This window comes from Nonomuraea spiralis, from assembly GCF_014648435.1.
Lineage (GTDB): Bacteria > Actinomycetota > Actinomycetes > Streptosporangiales > Streptosporangiaceae > Nonomuraea > Nonomuraea spiralis.
Map to the genome: position 1 here is coordinate 209623 of NZ_BMRC01000002.1, position 20645 is coordinate 230267.

The 20645-nt window shown below is 70.8% G+C and carries 22 protein-coding genes; 10 read left to right on the plus strand and 12 right to left on the minus strand.

The annotated features are described in order from the left end of the window. Nucleotides 1-30 precede the first annotated feature (30 nt). Nucleotides 31-663, plus strand: a complete 633-nt coding sequence (locus IEZ27_RS04850; protein WP_229823274.1) for a TetR/AcrR family transcriptional regulator C-terminal domain-containing protein — start codon at nt 31-33, stop codon at nt 661-663. A gap of 28 nt (nt 664-691) precedes the next feature. Here the strand turns inward: IEZ27_RS04850 and IEZ27_RS04855 are convergent, their stop codons facing one another. After that, nucleotides 692-1402 (minus strand): neutral zinc metallopeptidase, encoded by a 711-nt coding sequence (locus IEZ27_RS04855; RefSeq protein ID WP_229823286.1) that lies wholly within the window; start codon nt 1400-1402, stop codon nt 692-694. After that, the gene (locus IEZ27_RS04860) at nt 1339-2469 is read right to left on the minus strand and encodes a GlxA family transcriptional regulator (protein ID WP_189646109.1); all 1131 of its coding nucleotides are present in this window, start codon (nt 2467-2469) and stop codon (nt 1339-1341) included. Before IEZ27_RS04860 ends, IEZ27_RS04855 begins: the two co-directional genes overlap by 64 nt. A gap of 86 nt (nt 2470-2555) precedes the next feature. Between IEZ27_RS04860 and IEZ27_RS04865 the strand changes: the two genes are divergently transcribed. Together IEZ27_RS04865 and IEZ27_RS04870 are read left to right on the plus strand one after the other, a co-directional pair. Then, nucleotides 2556-3782 carry an MFS transporter gene (locus tag IEZ27_RS04865; RefSeq protein ID WP_189646110.1) on the plus strand — a complete coding sequence of 409 codons (1227 nt, stop codon included), beginning with the start codon at nt 2556-2558 and terminating at the stop codon, nt 3780-3782. 368 nt (nt 3783-4150) lie between these two features. Beyond that, nucleotides 4151-4828, plus strand: coding sequence for a sulfite exporter TauE/SafE family protein (locus IEZ27_RS04870; RefSeq protein WP_268246040.1), 678 nt, complete (start codon nt 4151-4153; stop codon nt 4826-4828). 9 nt (nt 4829-4837) lie between these two features. On the opposite strand, the gene IEZ27_RS04875 is transcribed toward IEZ27_RS04870, so the two are convergent. After that, nucleotides 4838-5539, minus strand: a complete 702-nt coding sequence (locus IEZ27_RS04875) for a DinB family protein (protein WP_229823291.1) — start codon at nt 5537-5539, stop codon at nt 4838-4840. A 391-nt stretch (nt 5540-5930) separates the two neighbouring features. Beyond that, on the minus strand, nt 5931-6833 hold the full coding sequence (locus IEZ27_RS04880) for a LysR family transcriptional regulator (RefSeq protein ID WP_189646112.1): 903 nt from the start codon (nt 6831-6833) through the stop codon (nt 5931-5933). 188 nt (nt 6834-7021) lie between these two features. On the opposite strand from IEZ27_RS04880, the gene IEZ27_RS04885 reads away from it, so the two are divergent. Beyond that, the gene (locus IEZ27_RS04885) at nt 7022-7327 is read left to right on the plus strand and encodes a DUF1330 domain-containing protein (RefSeq protein ID WP_189646113.1); all 306 of its coding nucleotides are present in this window, start codon (nt 7022-7024) and stop codon (nt 7325-7327) included. Nucleotides 7328-7589: 262 nt separating this feature from the next. On the opposite strand, the gene IEZ27_RS04890 is transcribed toward IEZ27_RS04885, so the two are convergent. Genes IEZ27_RS04890 through IEZ27_RS04900 form a run of 3 tightly spaced genes read right to left on the minus strand, consistent with a single transcriptional unit; the run spans nt 7590 to nt 8737 of the window. Further along, the gene (locus tag IEZ27_RS04890; protein ID WP_189646114.1) at nt 7590-7841 is read right to left on the minus strand and encodes a hypothetical protein; all 252 of its coding nucleotides are present in this window, start codon (nt 7839-7841) and stop codon (nt 7590-7592) included. 33 nt (nt 7842-7874) lie between these two features. Further along, nucleotides 7875-8531 carry a helix-turn-helix domain-containing protein gene (locus tag IEZ27_RS04895; protein ID WP_189646115.1) on the minus strand — a complete coding sequence of 219 codons (657 nt, stop codon included), beginning with the start codon at nt 8529-8531 and terminating at the stop codon, nt 7875-7877. 11 nt (nt 8532-8542) lie between these two features. Continuing rightward, nucleotides 8543-8737 (minus strand): hypothetical protein, encoded by a 195-nt coding sequence (locus tag IEZ27_RS04900; RefSeq protein WP_189646539.1) that lies wholly within the window; start codon nt 8735-8737, stop codon nt 8543-8545. A gap of 304 nt (nt 8738-9041) precedes the next feature. Here IEZ27_RS04900 and IEZ27_RS04905 point away from each other — a divergent pair, with 304 nt between their 5' ends. The 4 genes from IEZ27_RS04905 to IEZ27_RS04920 are packed head-to-tail and all read left to right on the plus strand — an operon-like array spanning nt 9042 to nt 13485. Further along, nucleotides 9042-10160 (plus strand): sugar ABC transporter substrate-binding protein, encoded by a 1119-nt coding sequence (locus IEZ27_RS04905; protein ID WP_189646116.1) that lies wholly within the window; start codon nt 9042-9044, stop codon nt 10158-10160. Between the two features lie 60 nt (nt 10161-10220). Continuing rightward, the gene (locus IEZ27_RS04910; RefSeq protein ID WP_125646320.1) at nt 10221-10985 is read left to right on the plus strand and encodes an ATP-binding cassette domain-containing protein; all 765 of its coding nucleotides are present in this window, start codon (nt 10221-10223) and stop codon (nt 10983-10985) included. Continuing rightward, on the plus strand, nt 10982-12244 hold the full coding sequence (locus IEZ27_RS04915; protein WP_189646117.1) for a sugar ABC transporter permease: 1263 nt from the start codon (nt 10982-10984) through the stop codon (nt 12242-12244). Before IEZ27_RS04910 ends, IEZ27_RS04915 begins: the two co-directional genes overlap by 4 nt. 35 nt (nt 12245-12279) lie before the next feature. After that, a complete protein-coding gene (locus IEZ27_RS04920) occupies nt 12280-13485 on the plus strand; it encodes an ROK family transcriptional regulator (RefSeq protein ID WP_189646118.1) in 1206 nt (401 codons plus the stop codon). Between the two features lie 10 nt (nt 13486-13495). Here the strand turns inward: IEZ27_RS04920 and IEZ27_RS04925 are convergent, their stop codons facing one another. From IEZ27_RS04925 to IEZ27_RS04935, 3 genes are all read right to left on the minus strand, one after another. Continuing rightward, nucleotides 13496-14212 (minus strand): neutral zinc metallopeptidase, encoded by a 717-nt coding sequence (locus IEZ27_RS04925; protein ID WP_189646119.1) that lies wholly within the window; start codon nt 14210-14212, stop codon nt 13496-13498. A gap of 69 nt (nt 14213-14281) precedes the next feature. Further along, nucleotides 14282-15094: a neutral zinc metallopeptidase gene (locus IEZ27_RS04930; RefSeq protein ID WP_189646120.1), complete on the minus strand. Its 813-nt coding sequence runs from the start codon at nt 15092-15094 to the stop codon at nt 14282-14284. A 53-nt stretch (nt 15095-15147) separates the two neighbouring features. Continuing rightward, nucleotides 15148-16032, minus strand: coding sequence for a neutral zinc metallopeptidase (locus tag IEZ27_RS04935; RefSeq protein ID WP_125646310.1), 885 nt, complete (start codon nt 16030-16032; stop codon nt 15148-15150). Nucleotides 16033-16180: 148 nt separating this feature from the next. Here IEZ27_RS04935 and dxs point away from each other — a divergent pair, with 148 nt between their 5' ends. After that, the gene (gene dxs / locus IEZ27_RS04940) at nt 16181-18064 is read left to right on the plus strand and encodes a 1-deoxy-D-xylulose-5-phosphate synthase (RefSeq protein WP_189646486.1); all 1884 of its coding nucleotides are present in this window, start codon (nt 16181-16183) and stop codon (nt 18062-18064) included. Here the strand turns inward: dxs and IEZ27_RS04945 are convergent. After that, entirely contained in the window at nt 18009-18647 is a 639-nt protein-coding gene (locus IEZ27_RS04945; RefSeq protein ID WP_125646309.1) for a DedA family protein, read from the minus strand. The genes dxs and IEZ27_RS04945 overlap by 56 nt on opposite strands. Nucleotides 18648-18737: 90 nt before the next feature. Between IEZ27_RS04945 and IEZ27_RS04950 the strand changes: the two genes are divergently transcribed. Beyond that, entirely contained in the window at nt 18738-20210 is a 1473-nt protein-coding gene (locus tag IEZ27_RS04950) for an amino acid permease (protein ID WP_308427257.1), read from the plus strand. Between the two features lie 38 nt (nt 20211-20248). Here the strand turns inward: IEZ27_RS04950 and IEZ27_RS04955 are convergent, their stop codons facing one another. After that, complete coding sequence (locus IEZ27_RS04955; RefSeq protein ID WP_125646307.1) at nt 20249-20635, minus strand: SSI family serine proteinase inhibitor; 387 nt, start codon at nt 20633-20635, stop codon at nt 20249-20251. Between the last annotated feature and the right edge of the window lie 10 nt (nt 20636-20645).

Genomic DNA, 20645 nt, shown 5'->3' on the forward strand with positions numbered 1-20645 from the left:
GATGTATTGAACGTTGTTAAGCTGTCAATCGTGGCACTCGAAAAGGGCATCATCGTGGCCGCGGCGCTGCGGCTGCTGCAGGACAAGGGGCTCGACGGGCTCACCCTGCGGCGGCTCGCGGGGGAGCTGGGCGTCCAGGCGCCCGCGCTCTACTGGCACGTCAAGAACAAGCAGGAGCTGCTCGACGCCATGGCCGAGGCGATGACGGCCGCCCACGTGACCCGTCCCGCGCTCGCCGATCCCGCCGCCTGGCGGGAGTGGATGAGGGACTACGCCCACCGGGACCGGGCGATGCTCAACTCCTACCGCGACGGGGCCCGGCTCGTGGCCGGCACCCGGCCGTCGCCGCTGCTGTTCGAGGTGGTGGAGCGGTCGGTGGCGTCACTGGAGTCGGCCGGGTTCACTGCGGGCGACGCGGTGCGCGGGCTGTTCGCGGTCAGCTCGTACGTCGCCGGGTTCGTGCTGGAGGAGCAGGCCGACCGGATGCGGCCGGACGCCGACGGGGCCATGCCGGACCTGGCCGCGTTCCAGGAGGCCCACCCGCGGCTCATGGCCGGGCTGGCGGAGGTGGGCGACCCGCAGGGCGAGCGGTCGTTCGAGGGCGGGCTGCGGCTGATCCTCGACGGGATGGGGGCGCGGCTGCGTCAGGAGACCTTCGAGTGATCCTCGACGGGATGGGGGCGCGGCTGGGTCAGGAGACCTTCGAGGCCGGGGCCGACCAGGTGTCGCAGGCCGCCGGGGAGACGGCCCGGTAGCCGCGCTCCAGCCAGTGGACGCGGTTGGCGCCCGTGCCGTGGCTGTGTTCCTCGCCCTCGTCGCCGGCGGCCCTGGTGGCGTCGAGCAACGCCGTCCAGTCCTGGCGGGTGCGGGACAACGACGGCCACACGCTGCCCAGGAACACGCCCGACAGGCAGTCGGCCTGGAGCTCGTAGCGCCGGCTGTCGGCGCCCTTGCGCACGCCGAGGAGGCTCTGCACGTGGTGGCCGTACTCGTGGGCGGCGACCTTGAACGGGTAGAGGTCGGTGCGGCCCTCGATCCAGCCGCCCGTGAGGGGGAAGACCAGGGTGTTACGGCCGATGCAGTAGAAGGCCGCCGCGTGCTCGGGCCAGGCGATCCCGCACACCCGGCGCTCCGGCTCGTCGTAGTAGCGCACGACGGGCTTGCGGAACGTGTGCCCCACCCGTTCGACGTACGTCCGCCACGACGTGTCCAGGCACTTCACGACCGCCGTGAGGTACTCCCGGCTCCTGGGGATGCCGCCGGAGCTGAGGGGCGTCTCGGGACAGGCCGACCGGCCGAGCTTCGGCGCGGCGGCCTGCGCGGGCGCGGCGACGACCGTCAGGAACGCCAGGACCGCCAGGACGGCGAACGCGGCGCGGCCGCGGGGGGCGGGGGAATGCACGGTGAGCAGCTTAGAGGAACGGCCTCGGGAGGCGTGCGCGGTGTGCCCGGTGTGCCCTGCGTGCCTGGTGTGCTCGGCGTGCAGCTCACGGGCGCGGCTTCGGGGTGGACGTGCGGTGCGCGGTCCGGACGGAAGGAGCGCCGGTAGGCGGCGGGGGTGGTGTTCAGCGCGTTGTGGAAGTGGCGGCGCAGGTTCACCGCCGAGGACAGCCCGACGCGCTGGGCGACGGTCTCGACCGGCAGGTCGGTCTCCTCCAGCAGGGCGCGGGCGCCGGCCATGCGCCGGTCGAGCAGCCAGCGGCCGGGGGAGATGCCGAGCCGGTCGGTGAAGTGACGGCTGAACGTACGGCCCGACAGTCCGGAACGGGCCGCCATGTCCTCGACCGTCAGCGGCCGGTCCAGGTTGGCGTTGATCCAGTCCAGCAGCGGGGCGAGCGAGTCGGGCACCGGGCCGGTCGTCGGCAGCTCGGGATACTGGCGCTGGCAGCCCTCCCGGTGCGGGGCGGCCGACAACTGGCGGCCGATGCGCATCGCCAGGGCGGCGCCGTGCTCGTCCCGGACCTGGTTCAGGCAGAGGTCGACGGTCGTGGCGGTGGCGCCGGCCGTCGCCACGTCGCCGTGGTCCACGTACAACACGGACGAGTCGGTACGTACGCGCGGGAAGCGTACGGCGAGTTCGGCGGTCAGCTCCCAGTGGACGGCGGCGGTGCGGCCGTCGAGGAGGCCGAGGCTCGCCGGGACGACGACGCCGGAGGCGATGGCCACGATCCGCGTGCCCCGGGCGTGGGCCGCCAGCACCGCGGCGCCGAGGTCGGGGGAGACCTCCACCGGTGAGCAGCCGCTGAGCGCGACGATCAGGGTGTCGGCCTCGGCGAGGGACTCCAGCCCGCGTTCGACGACGATGTCGACGCCCAGGGTCGTGCGGACGGGGCCGGGCCGTTCGGCGCAGAGCGCGAACTCGTAGTGGTGGGGGATGTCCGGGCCGTGGTAGCCGAAGACCGCGGAGGCGCTGGTCACCGGGTACAGCTCCTGGACCGGGCCGACCAGGGCGACGACACGGTGCTTCATGGCAGAAATATACCTAATGATGTCATTGTGGACACCTGTGCCGGAGTTGCGGGATGTCCAGAGTAGTGGGTCATGGAGTTCAGGAAATGACCGCCCTCTACGACCGCGAACCGTCCGTCGCCGCCCCCGCCGGGCTCTGGACCAGGGACTTCGTCCTGTATTTCGGCGCCAGGTCGGTGTCGTTGCTCGGCGACTCGATGATGCCCGTCGCGACCGCGCTGGCCGTCGGCGCGATCTACGGAGTGGCCGGCGTCGGGTACGTACTGGCCATCTGCACCGCCCCCTTCGTGGCCTTCATCCTGTTCGGTGGGGTGTTCGCCGACCGGCTGGGCGCGCGGGCCATGATGGTGACCGCGGACATCATCCGGATCTTCACCCAGACCGCCGTGGCCGTCGCCTTCTTCACCGGCACCCCGCCGCTCTGGCTGCTGCTGGCCGCCTCCTTCCTGTCCGGTACGGCGAGCGCGATGTTCCAGCCCGGCGTCAACGGCATGATCCCGCTCGTCGCCGAGGACCCGCAGCGCGCCAACGGCACCTTGAAGATCGCTGACGCGATGACCCAGCTCGGCGGGCCCGTCCTGGCGGGCGTGCTGATGGCGCTGACCGGCGCGGGCGCCGTCTACGCGGTCGACGCGGGGACGTTCCTGATCAGCGGACTGTGCCTGGCCCTCATTCGGCTGGCTCCCGCCCGCCGGGCCAAGGAGGAGCGTTCGACGGTCCTGGTGGACCTGCGGCGCGGCTGGGTGGAGTTCCGCTCCCGGAGCTGGATGTGGTCGGTGATCCTCATCTGGGTGGTCTTCGGGATCCTGGTCTTCGGCCCGTTCGTCCCGCTCAGCTCGCGCCTGATCGGCGACCGTCTCGGCGAGGCCGCGTACGGGTGGGTGATGGCCGGTCTCGGCGCCGGGACCGTGCTCGGCGGGGTGATCGCGATGCGGTTCCGGCCGTCACGGCCGCTGGCCGCGGGTGGGGCGGCCATCGTCGGGTTCGGGTTCATGCCGCTGGTGGTGGCGCTGGAGTTGCCGTTGCCGCTGCTGATGGCGGGGCATCTGGTGGGGGGGATGGCGTTGGCGTTCTGGGCGGTCATGTGGTCGACGAGCGTGCAGACGCAGGTGGCGCCCGACGTACTCAATCGGGTGACCGCCTACGAGATCGCGGGGTCGGTGTCCGGGATCGCGGTGGGGCAGGCGCTGGTGGGGCCGGTGTCGGAGGTGGTCAGCTCGCGGGACCTGCTGTTCGTCTCGGCGGGGGCCTCGTTCGCCGTCTGCGCTGCCCTGCTCCTCACCCCCTCCATCCGCCGCCTCCACCGCACCTGACACCGGGCCCCATCACCCCGTCCTGACCGTCGGACGTCCGGGGCGGTGCCCCCGCCACCTGCACCTGACTTCGGGAGGCGGGCGGCGAGCTGCCCGCCTCCCGCGCCCGACGCCCAGGGCCTCGGAGGGGGCGAGCTCGCCGCCCCCCCGCGCTGTCCCCCGCGCCGCCCCCGCGCTGTCCCCCGCGCCCGCAGTCCTGCACCCGCCCCAGGCGCCCGCCGCCGAGGCCATCCCCACCGTCCCCGGCCCTCTACGGTCTGCGGGTGTTCGCTGGGGCCGGCGGTTGGGATGGGGGGTTTGGGGGGTGGTTGACTCGGGGGGTGGAAGATGCGGTTTTGGTGGTTGTTGTTGGTGGTTTGGCCGTATTTGTGGGGGCGGTGGTTCAGGGGAGTGTGGGGTTCGGGCTCGGGCTGGTGGCGGCGCCCGTGATGACGATGCTCGACCACACCGTGATGCCCGGCGCGATCCAGGTGGTCAACATGACCCTGCCGCTGTTCACGCTGGCCGCGGAGTGGCGGCGGGTGGATTGGCGGGGGCTCGGGTTCGCGGTGCTCGGCAGGCTGCCCGGCAGCGCCGTCGGCGCGTTCATCGTCGTGTACGTCTCGGTCCAGGCACTGGGCGTCTTCGTCGGCGTCATGGTGCTGCTGGCCGTCGGCCTCACCGCCCGTACGGTCAGCGTCACCCGCAACGGCGCGACGATCACCGGCGCGGGCTTCGTGTCCGGGATCACCGGCACCGCCACGGGCATCGGCGGCCCGCCCCTCGCGCTGGTGTACCAGAACGCCAAGGGGCCCCAGATCCGGGCGACCCTGGCGATGTTCTTCTTCCTCAGCGCCGCCCAGTCGATGGTGGTCCTGGCGCTCGTCGGCCACCTGCCCGCCCGCGCGCTCGCCACGGGCGCGACGCTGATCGTGCCGATGGTGCTGGGCTTCCTGGCGTCGGGCCCGCTGCGGCGCCACCTCGACGGCGGCAAGGTACGTGTGGCCGTCCTGCTCGTGGCCACCACCTCGGCGCTGGCCCTGATCACGCAGAGCCTGCTCGCCTGAACGGCCCGGCTACTCGCCCGTCAATCCGTCGACGGACTCGCGGATGAGGTCGGCGTGGCCGGCGTGGCGGCCGTACTCCTCGATCATGTGGACGAGGATCCAGCGCAGGCTGGGGCTCCGGCCGTCGGGCCAGGCGCGCCGGGCGGGCTGGTCGAGGCCGCCGGTGGCCAGGGCCTCGGCGAGCAGGTCGCGGGAGCGGGCCACCGCGTCGCGCCAGAGCGCCAGCAGCTCGCCGGGGGTGTCGTCGGCGGCCGAGTGCCAGTCCCAGTCGGGGTCGGCGTTCCAGTCGACGGTGTTCCACGGGGGATGCGGCTCGCGGTCGTGGAGCCGGCGGGAGAACCAGTGGTCCTCGACGTAGGCCAGGTGCTTGAGCATGCCGCCGAGTGTCAGGGGGGAGGCGGCGGCGGTGGTGTTCAGGCCCGCCGCGTCGAGGCCGGAGCACTTCCACTCCAAGGTGGCCCGCAGGAAGTCGAGGTAGCCCAGGAGGGTCGCCGTCTCGTCGCCCATGAGAGGCGGCTCGGGGCGTCCCTGTTCGTCGAAGTCGGTCATGAGCGGACAGCGTACCGGCCGGGCCTCCCGTACCCGCAAGGGCGAGGACGAGCCGCCGGCCACCGCGCGCCCGGTACGCCGGCGGGGCGGCGGCGTGACAAGGGGGCGCTGGTTGGCCCATGGGGACGACAGATGGCCCAGCGGGGAGCGGTAGGCCAGCATCGGCGCGACTCCCAGTCATTGGCGGCGCTTCCCGGCTGCTGTCGGCCGGGGACGACCGGGTGGGACCAACTCCGTACACATGCCTGCGAGTTGAGAGTCGGCCGCGTCCAGAGGGTGAGGTCGCTGCTGGCAGCGGCGTTGGCGTGAAAGATGTGCCACCAGCCTTCTCCCGGCGGATCCTTTAGATGTCGCCATCGGCAGAGAGCAGGACGCGGTCGTTGGGCCATTCGGGGCTGACGACGTCGAGGCCCCAGCCGTCCGGGGTGGTGCTGTGCAGGCCGCCGCCGAAGAGGCCGGCGAGGTGCACCGGGTGCCCGCGACAGGTCCAAGCCCGGGGTAAGTCCGGTCGCCGCGCCACCGCGGACGTCCGTCTCGCTTGACCTCTTGCGCGTCAGTCCGGCAGCCAGTGCAGCTCGTGCGCCAGGGTTCTGGCGACGGCACGGACGCGGCGGTGCAGTGGCGACGGCTCGCGTGGGAGGACCAGGTGGATCGTCAGGCTGGGCGCGCCCCGCAGCGGTCGCCAGGTGAGACCGGCCGGTGATGTCGTGATCGCGGCTTCTCCTGCCGGGGCGAGGGTGACCCCGTCGAGCAGGTCGCGCTGAGACATGTCGAAAGAGACTGCGGGCGTGTGGAATCGGGGGTGTGGTCGGGTGTCTCGGAACAGTGCGGACAGCTGATCGTGGATCACGGGGTTGGCCGCACGGTCCGGGAGTCGCAGCGGATACGCGGCCGCGTCGGCGATCTCGATCTCCGGGTGTTCGGCCAGCGGATGGTGCTGCGCCAGCTGGACCCCGATGCGCTGACGTCGCAGCAGGAACCGGCGCACGCCACGGCCCGGCTGTTCACCGCGGGTGATCCCGGCATCGATGCGGCCGTCGGCGACCGCGGGGGAGATCTCCGGTGTCGCCATCGGGACCGCGCTGACCTCAAGGCCGCTGTTGCCGCGAATCAGCCTGTCCACCAGGGTCGGTGCCGTCTCGGCCCCGGTGCTGAGGCTGTAGCCGATGCGCAGCGTGCCCAGTTCGCCGGCCGCCGCGCTCCGGGCGGTGTCCCAGGCCCGGTCCAGCGCCGCCAGCGCGGGCGGCGCGGACTCCGCCAAAGCCGCACCGGCCGTGGTCAATACGACGCTACGCGTGTTGCGGACCAGCAGGGCCGTACCGAGTTCCGCCTCCAATCGGCGCATCCGGGCGCTGAGTGCGGGCTGTGCGATACCGATCCGTGCGGCCGCGCGGGTGAAGTTCAACTCCTGTGCCAGCACCAGGAAGTACCGCAGGCTCACCGTATCCGGCGCCACGTGCCCTCCCTGCCGATTGATAACGATCCGTTCTGAGTCTATCTCGTACCGATCTTTCCCTCGGCCGAACATCAAGCCCTAACCTGCGCATATGACGATTCAACTGACCGCAGTACCCGGCGCCGGGATCGATCGATATGAGTGTCAATTCGAAGTCGGACGTGTCCGGCCGAACACAGGAGGTTTCCATGGCTAAGGGCTACTGGGTCAGCGTCTACCCCGCCATTTCCGACACTGAGAGGCTGACTGCCTACGACAAGCTGGCCGGTCCGGCTGTCCAGGCCGGGGGCGGGCGCAACCTGGTCCTCCTCCCGTCCTTCGGCGGTCGAGTCGTCGCCCACGAGGCCGGAATCACGCAGCGTGTCGTTCTGATCGAGTTCGACAGCTTTGAACAGGCCGTCGCGGCATACGAGAGCGAGGCATACCAGAAGGCGCTGGTGGCCTTCCCCGACGGCGTCGAGCGCGACTTCCGCATCGTCGAAGGCATCGACTGACCGAGGTCCAGTCGGATCTTCACTGAAGATCCACCATCTTGGTCTTCGCTGGTGCGGCTGCTGGTGTGGCGGGGTTCGCGGGTGCTCGTGCCGCCCTTGCGCGGCGGGAGCCCGGCCACGACCTGGCCGTCGCGGGGCACCCACACCAGCGGCACCGGCCCCACTCCCGGCGCCGTGACCACACGGCCGTCTTCTCCGCTGTGCTCGTCTCACGCTCCCCTCGGACCGGGCTGCCGGTCTGGGGCGAGGTCGAGGTGGTTGCTCATGTCGAGTTCCAGGCGGCCGTACAGGTTGAGGTGGCTCCAGAAGAGAGCGGAAAGGCCGCGCAGGTCCTAGGGGTGAGGCGGGCGCGCTGCTTGGGGGCGTCGCGCAGGACGATCTGGATCAGATGGGTGTCGAGGCAGGCGATGGTCGCCTGGATCAGGTGCAGGGCGAGGGCGGACACCTCGACATGCTCGCGGTCGTCGCCGGCCCTGCCGTAGAAGATGACCTTGTTCGCCGAGCTCGCCGACACCGGGCAGGTGCGGCCGAGCCGAGCCGATGTTCTTCAGCCGCGGGACGTCGCCAACGCCAACAGCACCGGATGCCTGGCCGTCCACCTGCTCGACACGACAGAGGCACAGACGACACCCTCAGCCGACCGGCCGGTGTGCTCGCTTCGGCCCGACGCGGGCCTGCGGGCATCACGACCCGGGTCGGTGGGTTGGCGGTGGTCCGCGACGGACACCGAGGCGACGACTGGACCGTCCTCTTCCGCGATCCGCGCATGGGGCCGGGGCTGTCCGCTGCGGTCAGGCGTTGGCATCCAGTGGTCGAGGGCGCGGCTGAGTGTCCATCGGGAGACGCGCAGCTCGGCGGCGACGGCGGTTCGGGTTTGTCCGGCGCCGAGCAGGATGCGGGCGTCGGCGATCCGTTCGGAGGTCAGGGCGCGAGGACGGCCGCCGACGCGGCCTCGGGCGCGGGCGGCGTCGAGGCCTTCGCGGGTGCGGAAGTGGCGGCGGTTGGCGTGCAGGTCGTCTTCGGCGATGGCGAGGAGTTCGCGGGTGTCGCGGCCCAGCCGGGTCAGGTCGAGCACGACGAGGGTGTCGCCGCGGCGCATGTGACCGAGGGCGGCGGTCAGGCCGGGCCCGGTGATGCCCTTGACGCCGGATGCCTCTACCGGGCATTCGCCGAAGCCGAGGCGGTAGCCCGAACCCGCACCCACTACCGGCCCCGCTACCCGCCTGTTGCCGGTTTCCGCCGTACCTTGGCCGCACCCCGGCCGCAGCCGGCGTCGAGGATCCGCCGGCCGGTCAGGTTCCCGGCGAGCTCGAGCATCGCGGGCCGCGCGTAGTACGCGTTCAGGGGGCCGGCCTCGTTCTCGGCCGCGTACCCCTCGGCGAGACTTCGGCCCAGCAGTCTCGGCGGCACCGTAGCGGCCTCTCCTCGCTCCTCGTACGCGCGGAACTCGCCAACTCGAGCGCACATCAGCCGACTCAGGCGCTCAGCCGGACCTGCCCTGCGGCCACGCGAGGCCAACTACCGCTCCCAGATGGGCCACCTGTCGCCCCCGACATCGGCGGCGCGGTGTCGGGGAGGTTGAGGTCACGTGTCTGGATTGTTACCCGATACAACAAACTCCCCACGCGAGGGGTCTTCCAAAGCAGGCCGTCGCGGAATACGTTGCCGCAAACAACATTCATCCGGGCCCCTCCGGAAGAAAGGACCCTGCATCATGCGCAAGGGGATCCTCAGCCTGACCGCCGCGGCGGCGACGCTCGCCCTCGGTCTCACCGCCTGCGGGGGCGAAAGCGGTCAGACCAGTACCACCGCCAGCTCGTCCGCCACAGCGGCGCAGTCCGCGAAGGCCGGCAAGATCGGCGTCATCCTCCCGGACAGCAAGTCGTCGGCTCGATGGGAGACGGCGGACCGCAAGTACCTGGAAGAGGCGTTCAAGGCCGCCGGCGTCGAGTACGACATCCAGAACGCCCAGAACGACAAGACGGCGTTCCAGACCATCGCCGACCAGATGATCACGAACGGGGCCACCGTCCTGATGATCGTGAACCTGGACAGCGGCAGCGGCAAGGCCGTGATCGAGAAGGCCAAGTCGCAGGGCGTGGCCACCATCGACTACGACCGCCTGACGCTGGGCGGCGGCGCCGCCTACTACGTCAGCTTCGACAACACCAAGGTCGGCACGCTCCAGGGCGAGGGCCTGAGCAAGTGCCTGGCCGACAAGAAGGCCGACAAGCCCATCGTCGCCTACCTGAACGGCTCGCCGACCGATAACAACGCGACCCTGTTCAAGAACGGCTACGACGGCGTGCTCAAGCCCAAGTTCGACTCCGGCGAGTACGTCAAGGGCCCCGACCAGGCCGTGCCCGACTGGGACAACGCCCAGGCCGGGACGATCTTCGAGCAGATGCTCACCCAGCAGCCGAAGATCGCCGGCGTGCTGGCCGCCAACGACGGCCTCGGCAACGCCGCCATCACCGTGCTGAAGAAGCAGAACCTCAACGGCAAGGTGCCGGTCACCGGCCAGGACGCGACCGTCCAGGGCCTGCAGAACATCCTGGTCGGCGACCAGTGCATGACGGTCTACAAGGCGGTCAAGAAGGAGGCCGACGCCGGGGCCAAGCTCGCCGTCGCGCTGGCCAAGGGCGAGAAGCCCACGGCGAGCTCCAGCGTCAAGGACCCCGAGACCAGCCAGGACGTGCCCTCCGAGCTGCTGGACCCGCAGGCCATCACCTTCGACACCGTCAAGGACGTCGTGGCCGACGGTTACGTCACCAAGGAGGAGCTCTGCACCGCCGACTTCGCCAAGAAGTGCACTGAGGCCGGAATTCAATAGCATGGAAGGGTGCGGCCGGGTGCCATCGGCGCGGGGCCGCACCCCTCTTTAGGGAGCCCCATGACCCCCCTCCTCGAAGTGCGCGGGATCGACAAGAGCTTCGGTCCGGTGAAGGTGCTGCACGAGGTCGAGTTCTCCGCCTACCCCGGCGAGGTCACGGCCCTCGTCGGTGACAACGGCGCGGGCAAGTCGACGCTGGTCAAGTGCATCGGCGGCATCTACCCGATCGACTCGGGACAGATCTTCTTCGACGGCCGCCAGGTCACCGTCCACACCCCCCGGGACGCGGGCGAGCTCGGCATCGAGATCGTCTACCAGGACCTGGCGCTCTGCGACAACCTCGACATCGTCCAGAACATGTTCCTCGGCAGGGAACGCAAGAACGGCTTCCTGCTCGACGAGGACAGCATGGAGGAACTGGCCGAGAAGACCCTCAGCAGCCTGTCCGTGCGTACGGTGAAGTCCATCAGGCAGCAGGTCTCCAGCCTGTCCGGCGGCCAGCGCCAGACCGTCGCGATCGCCAAGGCCGTCCTGTGGAACAGCAAGGTCGTCATCCTCGACGAGCCGACCGCGGCCCTCGGCGTCGCCCAGACGGCGCAGGTGCTCGAACTCGTGCGAAGGCTGGCCGACACGGGCCTGGCGGTCGTCCTCATCTCGCACAACATGAACGACGTGTTCGCCGTCTCCGACCGGATCGCGGCGCTCTACCTCGGCAGGATGGCCGCGCAGGTCAAGACCGCCGACGTGACGCACGCCCAGGTCGTCGAACTGATCACCTCGGGTCGCAGCGGCGAACTCGGCCTCAAGAACGGGGTCACCTCATGAGCAAGGTCAAGGAACTCCCGGGCGAGGCCGTCATCGCCGCCGCGCAGTCGCCGTCGATCGCCCACAGCGTGCGCGCGTACTGGGAGCGGGTGCGCGGTGGCGACATGGGCGCGCTGCCCGCCGTGCTCGGCCTGGCCGTGCTCTGCACGGTCTTCGCCGTCGCCCGTCCCGCGTTCGTCACCTCGATCAACTTCGCCAACCTGTTCACCCAGGGCGCGAACGTCACGCTCATCGCCATGGGCCTGGTCTTCGTCCTGCTGCTCGGCGAGATCGACCTGTCGGCCGGCTTCGCCAGCGGCGTCTGCGCGGCGGTTCTCGCCGTCACGCTCGCGAGCTTCGGCCTGCCCTGGTACGTCTGCGTGCTGGCCGCCGTCGCCACCGGCGCGCTGATCGGCGTCGTGCTCGGCACACTGGTGGCCAAGGTCGGCATACCGTCGTTCGTGGTCACGCTCGCCGCCTTCCTGGCCTTCCAGGGCCTGGTCCTGGTGCTGGTCAACGAGGGCACGAACATCTCGGTCCGCGACAGCGTGATCGTCGCCGTCGCCAACAAGAACCTGCCTCCCCTGCTCGGCTGGATCCTGTACGCGGTGTGCGTGGCGGGCTTCGCGGCCGTACAGCTCAGGCGGGCCAGGAGCCGGTCCGGGCGCGGCCTGGTCGCCGACCCGCTGTCGCTGATCGCGGCCCGCGTGGGCGCCCTCGCGCTGATCGGCGGGCTCGCGGTCTACGTGCTCAACCTGGAGCGCAGCCGCAACCCCGCGCTGGTCTCGCTCACCGGCGTCCCGATCGTGGTGCCGGTGATCGTCGTGCTGCTGGTCGTCTGGACGCTGGTGCTCCGGCGCACGGCGTTCGGCCGGCATCTGTACGCGGTCGGCGGCAACACCGAGGCCGCGCGCCGGGCCGGCATCCCGGTCGACCGCATCAAGATCGCCGCGTTCGTGATCTGCTCGGCGATGGCCGCGGTCGGCGGGATCGTGGCCGCCTCCAGGGCCAGCTCGGTCGACCCGAACACGGGCGGCAGCTCGGTGCTGCTGTACGCGGTCGGCGCGGCGGTCATCGGCGGCACCAGCCTGTTCGGCGGCAAGGGGCGGGTGCTCGACGCCGTGCTCGGCGGCGCCGTGGTGGCCGTGATCGAGAACGGCATGGGCCTGATGGGGTACGGTGCGAGCGTGAAGTACCTGGTCACGGGGTCGGTCCTGCTGCTGGCCGCGGGTGTCGACGCCCTGGCGCGCAAGCGGGCGGCTGCTGCTGGTCTAAGGTGATCAGCGACCCGCAGCCCCTGAAGGAACCCCAGACGATGCGTGCCGGACCGTCCCAGGAGGACATCAGGCGCCACAATCTCGGCGCGCTGCTTCGCCATGTCCACCTGGGCGGGCCGATCTCGCGGGCCGAGCTGACCTCGAAGATGGGGCTCAACCGCAGCACCATCATGGCGCTCACCTCCGACCTCACGGCCGCCGGCCTGGTACGGGAGGAGCTGCCGCGCGAGACCGGCCGCGCCGGCCGGCCCTCGCTGGTGGTGCGCCCGGAGTCGGCGCGCGTCTACGTGTTCGCCTTCGACGTCGGCCCCGACCGGCTCGTGGCCGCCCGGGTAGGGCTCGGCGGCGTCATCCTCGACCGCAGGGAGACCACCCGCGAGCGCGGCAAGTTCGCCCTCGACGAGCTGGCCGGGGTGTTGTCGGGGTTTGCCAGGCAGATGCGGCGCAAGACGCGCGACGACACCGTGTGCGTCGGCGCCGCCGCCGCGGTGTCCGGCGGGGTGCGCAAGGGCGACGGCGTGGTCACGTTCGGGCCCAACCTGATGGCCCACGACGTGCCGTTCGGCGAGGAGCTGGGCCGCAGGCTGGGGCTCGGGCTGCCGGTCAGCGTGGGCAACGACGCCAACCTGGCGGCCCTGGCCGAGCACAGCCGGGGCGTCGGCGTGGCCGTGCGCGACCTCATCTGCCTGCACGGCGACGTGGGCATCGGCGGCGGCATCATCACCGGCGGCCACCTGCTCGGCGGCTTCGACGGCTACGGCGGCGAGGTCGGCCACATGGTCGTCAACCCCGGCGGGCGCGAGTGCTCCTGCGGCTCGCACGGCTGCCTGGAGGCCGAGGTGGGGGAGCGGGCGCTGCTGGAGCTGGCCGGCCGCTACGGCCCCGGCCAGCACGGCCGCGACGCGGTGCGGGCCGTGGTGGACGCGGCCGACCGGGGCGACATCGTCGCGCAGGAGGCGCTGAGCCGGGTCGGCGACTGGCTCGGGCTCGGCGTGGCGAACCTGGTCAACATCTTCAACCCGGAGATGGTGATCTTCGGGGGCATGTTGCGGGAGGTCTACCTCGGCTCGGCGGCGCAGGTCCGTTCCCGGCTGGCCCTGCACGCCATGGCGCCCCAGCGCGAGCACGTACGGCTGCGCACCTCGGCGCTCGGCGACCACGCGACCCTCGTCGGGGCGGCCGAGCTGGCCTTCGCCCACGTGCTGGCCGACCCGCTGGAGGTGCTGGCCCGGGTCAGCATCTAGCCGATCATCCCTAGCGCACCCGGTCCTTGGTCGCTGTCCAGGTGCCGCAGGAGGCCGTGGAGCCGCCGCGGTAACCGCGGTTCTGCCAGTAGGCCAGGTTGCGCGGCCGTCCGTGGATCTTGCTGTAGTCGGCCCTGCGGACGGCGTCGAGCCACTCGCGCCAGGTGACGTCGGGCTTGATCGAGGTGAGCGTGGCGCTGTAGAAGACGCCGGCGAAGCACTCGGCCTGCATCTCCAGCCGGTGGCTGAGCGTGGTGCGCGCGCCGCTGGAGGCGGGCAGGTAGAGGGCGTTCTGGGCGTCCAGCACGCCGGTTAGCTGCTGGACATGGTGTCCCCACTCGTGCGCGACGGAGTGCGCGATGTTCATCCTGAACGGGTCGCGCAGGTCGTGCCGCATGATGCGGATGACGATCGTGCGCTGCGCCGGGCAGTACTGCGCGCCGTTGACGGTGATCCGGCCGCACACCGAGTCGGCGCCCGTCGTGACGGTGACCCGCGGCGGGGTGTACGTCAGGCCCGCGGCCGCGAACCGGTCCGCCCAGAACCGGTCGGCGCACGTGGCCATGGCCCGGTGGAAGGACTTGAGCGAGGCGAGGCTGCCGATCCTGATGGCGGGCACGGCGCACGCCAGGCGTTGCCGCGCGACGGCCGGCGCGGCCGACAGTCCCCCTCGCGCGGGCCGGCCGGCCGCGGCCGCCGGACCCGGCAGCAGAAGATCCGCGATCATGCACATAGCAAGCGCTATGAGGGGAATGCGCACGATCGCGGATCTTAGAGGAGTTCGTACGAGTTTGGGCTACCGCACCTTGCCCTTGGAGGCGACCCAGGTGTTGCAGGAGCCCGCGGACTTGCCGGTGAACCCGCGCTTGAGCCACCAGGAGACGTTGGCGTCCGTGCCGTGCGTCTGGTCGGCCGAGGAACGCGTCTTCACGCCGATCGCGCTCAGGTCGAACGCGTTGTGCGAGCCCCGCAGCAGCGAGTCGAACTCCTTCTGGCTGCGGCCGAGCGAGTCCCAGACGCTGCCCATGAACACACCGGCGTAGCACTCGGCCTGGAGCTCGGTACGGCGGATCGGCTCCAGGTCACGAGGATTGTCCAGGACGTACTCGCCGCGCTTGTTGTGCCGGAGCATGCCGGTGAGCTTCTGGACGTGGTGGCCGTACTCGTGGGCCAGGACCAGCATCAGCACCGGGTCCGACGGCTCCTCCACGACGTTCGGGCTGAGCAGGAGGGTCATCGTCTTGTTGACCGGGCAGTACAGGGCCTGTGCGCCCTCGGGGAAGCCGCCGCATCCCGTCGGAGTGCCCAGCTTGGTGGTCACCCTGAACTTCGGCTTGCTGAAGGTGAAGCCCGCCTGCTTGAGCTTCGGCCCCCACGCCTTGTTGAGGCAGTCGAGCACCGCGTCGAAGTAGACCCGCGCCTCGTCCTCGGTCCCGGACTGGACCGGCGGCTCCTCGCACGTCTTGAGCGCGAGCCGGCCGGTCTTGTAGATCGGGTTCTTCGTCAGGACCGGCTTGTTTGCCGGGGCGGCCGCGGCCGCGGGGGCCGTACCGGCGAGGACCACGCTCGCCAGGGCGCCGGCAATGATCGCCAATCGGGGGGTACGCATGGGAAGGCACACTACAAAAGAGGGGGTTCCAGGTAAAGCGGAAACGCCAGACGTCACTGGACGTTTCGTGCAGCCGCCGCCCACGTGTTGCACGCGCCCGGCATGCCCCGGTTGAAGCCCCTGGTCATCCAGGCGGCCTGGGTCGGGCCCTTGCCGTGGTCGTTCTGCGGCCAGCCCTTGGCGCCGTTCTTGTAGAACCACTGGACCGTGTAGTCCCAGTCGGCCTGGTTCACCAGCTCCGTGCCCTTCATCGTGCTCATGAAGACGGCGGAGAAGCACTCGGCCTGAAGCTCGGACCTGCGCGAGAGCTGAAGGCGTCCGGTCTTGCCCGCGGCGGACCTGGCCGTCCAGTAGTAGTTCCAGATGCCGGAGGCCTGCTGGACGTGGTGGCCGTACTCGTGGGCGATCAGGCGGCTGATGCCCAGCGGGAACGGGTTGCGGAGCTGGTCGCGGCTGATCATCAGGTACATCGTGCGGTCGGTGGAGCAGTAGACCCCGTCCGCGCCGGTGTTCCAGGCGCCGCAGGGCGTCCTGACCTTCTTGGTGATGATCCGCAGACGCGGCTTGCTGAACGGCATCCGGGCCTTGCGGAACTGGGTCGCCCACGCCTTGTTCAGGCAGTTCGTGACCCGGGTGAGGAAGCGGCGGTAGGCGATCATGCTGCCCGCGGGCAGGGCGCCCGGGGCGCAGTTCGCGTCGGCGAGCCTGCCGGTCTTGTAGAGGGCGTTGGCGGTGGCCATCGCCCGGCCGCCGGGCACGGCGGCGGCGCCGCTGGGGGCGGGAGGAGAGGCGACCTTCTGTGCCACGTTGACCGGTGTGCGCTCGGCCGAGGGTGCGGCGACGTCGGAGAGCACGAGGACAAGCGAGGCGGCGGCCATGGTGAGTGCGACAGCCGCGGCGACCAGGGCCGCGATCCTGCCTTTAGGGAGGGAGTTCATATGTCCGGCAAGACTAGGTCAAGATCGGACATATGTGGGTGGATTTGACTCGATGGAGTCAGTGAGACGTCGGCGAACTAGACTCTTCTGCGTCGTCGAAAGAAGCAGACGGCGTACGAGGCAGAGGGGAGTCGCATCCGTGAGCGGGTTGCTGGGCTCGATAGAGGGACCGCACGACGTCAAACGACTCGCTGTCGAGGAGCTGCCGCGGCTCGCGGGGGAGATCCGTGACCTGCTCGTCGACTCCTGCGCCAGGTTCGGCGGCCACCTGGGGCCGAACCTCGGGGTGGTCGAGCTGACCATCGCCATCCACCGCGTCTTCGACTCCCCCAACGATCCCGTCATCTGGGACACCGGCCACCAGTCGTACGTGCACAAGCTGCTCACCGGCCGCCAGGCCGGCTTCGAGGCGCTCAAGCAGGAGGGCGGCCTGTCCGGCTACCCGAGCCAGGCCGAGTCCGAGCACGACTTCGTCGAGAACTCCCACGCCTCCACCGCGCTGTCCTACGCCGACGGCCTGGCCAAGGCGTTCAAGCTGCGCGGCGATCGCGAGCGCACGGCCGTCGCGGTGATCGGCGACGGCGCGCTCACCGGCGGCATGGCCTGGGAGGCGCTGAACAACATCGCCGGGATCAAGGACCTGCCCGTCGTGATCGTGGTCAACGACAACGGCCGCTCCTACTCCCCGACCATCGGCGGCCTGGCCTCCCACCTGTCCTCGCTGCGCGTCACCCGCCGCTACGAGGACATGCTCGAATACGTCAAGGACAAGCTCGGGAACGTTCCCGTCATCTACGACGCCCTCCACGGCTTCAAGAAGGGCGTCAAGGACGTCCTGGCCCCGCAGGCGATGTTCGAGGACCTCGGCCTGAAGTACGTCGGCCCCATCGACGGCCACGACGAGCAGGCCATGGAGGCGGCGCTGCGCAAGGCCCGCGCCTTCCGCGGCCCGGTCATCGTCCACGCCCTCACCCAGAAGGGCCGCGGCTACACCCCCGCCGAGAACCACGACGAGGACCAGTTCCACTCGCCCGGCGCCTTCGACCGCGCCACCGGCGCCGAGAAGCCCAAGCCCCGCATCTGGACCAACGTGTTCAGCGAGGAGCTGGTCAGGCTCGGCAAGGAGCGGGAGGACCTGGTCGCCATCACCGCGGCCATGCTCCACCCCACCGGCCTCAACGCCTTCGCCGACGCCTTCCCCGACCGCATCTACGACGTCGGCATCGCCGAGCAGCACGCGCTGACCAGCGCCGCCGGCCTGGCGCTCGGCGGCCTGCACCCGGTCGTGGCCGTCTACGCCACCTTCCTCAACCGCGCCTTCGACCAGCTCCTGATGGACGTCGCCCTGCACCGGCTGCCGGTCACCGTCGTCCTCGACCGGGCCGGCGTCACCGGCGACGACGGCGCCAGCCACAACGGCATGTGGGACCTGTCGATCCTCCAGGTCGTGCCCGGCCTGCGGATCGCGGTGCCGCGCGACGGCGACCGCGTCACCGAGCTGCTGCGCGAGGCCGTGGAGGTCTCCGACGGGCCCACGGTGCTGCGCTTCCCCAAGGGCCCGGTGGCCGAGCCGCTGGAGTCCGTGGGCCGCCTGGGCGAGATGGACCTCCTGCGCGCCGCCGAGGGCGAGCCCGACGTGCTGCTGGTCGGCGTCGGCCCGATGACGCACATCTGCATGGAGGCGGCCGTCCTGCTCGATGCCCAGGGCATCTCGGCCACCGTGGTCGACCCGCGCTGGGTCAAGCCGCTCGACGAGGCGCTGACGTTGGCCGCCTCCGCCCACAAGCTGGTGGCCGTGGTCGAGGACAACGGCCGCGTGGGCGGCGTGGGCGACGCCGTGGCCCGCCTGCTCCGCGACGCCGACGTCGACGTGCCGGTGCGCACGTTCGGCATCCCGCAGGAGTTCCTCGACCACGCCAAGCGGGCCGCGATCCTCGGCCGCATCGGCCTGACCGGCCAGGACCTCGCCCGCCAGATCACCGAGGCCGTCGCGAAGCGGACCTCCCGCGTGGAGCAGCCCGTCCGCCGTTGAGCACCCTGCGGACCACGGCGGTGATCGCCAGCACCGCGACCACCGCCGCGGCCGCCACCGGCAGCAGCAGGCCCGCCTGCCGCCGCACCACCTGACCGGCCACCGCCCCCAGCAACACGTACGTGCTGACCCACGCCGTGCTGCCCAGCAACACCCACGGCATGAACCGGCGGTAGGGCATGCCCACCGCGCCCGCCACGGCCGGCGTCAGCGCGTGCAACATCGGCAGGAAGTAGGCCAGCGCCAGCGCCCAGCCGCTGCGCCGCAGGATCTGCTCCGCGCGTGTCCAGCGTTTCTCGCCGACGCGCCGGCCGAGCCTGCTGCGGCGCAGGCGGGGGCCGTACCGGCGGCCCAGCCAGTAGCCACCTGTCGCGCCCGCCAGACAGGCCAGCACGCCCGTGCCGATCAGTGCCAGCACCTCCGGCACGCTGCGCGCCGTGGCGCCCGCCACGAGCAGCACGGCGTCTCCCGGCGTGATCAGGCCGATCCCCACCGAGGCGTCCAAGGTCAGGAAGACCAGGACGAACGGCAACACCACCGCCACGTCCTGCCTGGCCAGCCTGTCGAGCAGGTCGTCGAACATGATGCGGGTCCGCTACCCCCGGGGCGGCGCTTCACCGGGAAGCCCGGCGCGAGCGCATGATCACTCAGGGTCTGGGAAGGATCGCTGATCGTGGACATCTTTCGCACGAAGAGCGTCGAACAGTCGATCCGCGACACCGAAGCTCCCGAACACCAGCTGCGAAAGCGCCTGACCGCCATGGACCTGATGGTCTTCGGCATCGGCGTCATCGTCGGCACCGGAATCTTCGTGCTCACGGGCCAGGTCGCCAAGGAGGTGGCGGGGCCGGCGGTCGCGGTCTCGTTCGTCGTGGCGGGCGTGGTGTGCGGCCTGGCGGCGCTGTGCTACGCCGAGTTCGCCTCCACGATCCCGGTGGCCGGGTCCGCCTACACCTTCTCCTTCGCCACCCTCGGCGAGTTCCCCGCGTGGGTGATCGGCTGGGACCTCATCCTGGAGCTGGCGCTGGCCGCGGCCGTGGTGTCGGTCGGCTGGTCGGGCTACTTCGCCTCGATGCTCGACTCCGTCGGCATCCATCTGCCGCCCTCCATCGCGGGCGACGACCCCGTGGTCAACCTGCCCGCGGTGGTGATCGTGTTCCTCCTCACCGCGATCCTGGTGGTCGGCATCAAGATCTCCTCGCGGGTCAACCTGATCCTGGTGATCACCAAGATCACGGTGGTGCTGCTGGTCATCGTGGCCGGGCTGTTCTTCGTCAAGGGCGCCAACTACACGCCGTTCATCCCCGAGCCGGTGCACTCGCCGGGGGTCGAGGGGCTGAAGGCGCCGCTGATCCAGGTGCTGTTCGGCGTCACGCCCGTCGCGTTCGGGGTGATCGGCATCTTCTCGGCCGCGGCGATCGTGTTCTTCGCCTTCATCGGCTTCGACATCGTGGCCACCGCGGCGGAGGAGACCGTACGGCCGCAGCGTGACGTGCCGCGCGGGATCATCGGCTCGCTGGTCGTCTGCACGGTGCTCTACGTCGCCGTCTCGCTGGTCGTCGTCGGCATGCAGCCGTACAAGGAGCTCAGCACGAGCGCGCCCCTGTCCGACGCGTTCACCGCCGTCGGCCATCCCTGGCTGGCCACGATCATCAGCGTGGGCGCCATCGCCGGCCTGACGACCGTGGTGCTGGTGCTGCTGCTCGGGCAGACCCGGGTGTTGTTCGCCATGTGCCGCGACGGCCTGCTGCCGCGCCGGCTGGCCGTGGTCCACCCCACGTTCGGCACGCCTGCCAGGCTCACCATCCTCGTCGGCGTGGTGACCATGGCGCTGGCCGGGTTCGTGTCGTTCGGCGAACTGGCCGAGCTGGTGAACATCGGCACGCTGTTCGCGTTCATGGTGGTCTCGATCGGTGTGGTCGTGCTCCGGCGCACCCGTCCCGACCTGGAACGCGGCTTCCGGGTGCCGCTGGTGCCGCTGCTGCCGATCCTGTCGGTGCTGGCCTGCCTCTACCTGATGCTCAACCTGCCGCTGGAGACCTGGCTGCGGTTCGTCATCTGGATGGTCATCGGCGTGGTCGTCTACTTCGGCTACGGCTACCGCCACAGCAGGCGGGGCGCCGTCGCCGCCCCGTCCGGCGAGTGAGACGGAGGGGCGGGCCGGCGCCCGCCCCTCCTACCTGCTCAGATCGACAGGACGGCCCCGCCGCCGGCCTTCATCATGCAGGCGTTGGCGTAGACCTTGCCCCACTTGATCGTCTTGTCGTTCCACTTGCCGAGGATCATGACGGCGCGCGGCTCGACCTCCTTGCCGCACGACGCCTTCGGCGAGACGTTGAGCTTGGCCGGATCGCCGCCCACCTTGCGCAGCAGCTCGCAGGCCGCGTGGGCGGAGGGGTGGGTGCCGCCGTCGGGGCTGCAGTTGAGCCAGGCGCCCTTGGTGGGGCCGTTCTTCACCGCGACGGTGATCTTGAGGACGACCTTGGGGGTACGCGGCGCCGCCAGGGAGGGCGACGACGCGCCCAGCACGAAAGCTCCGCACAGAGCGATCGTGCCGACTGCTCGCATCATGGTTACTCTC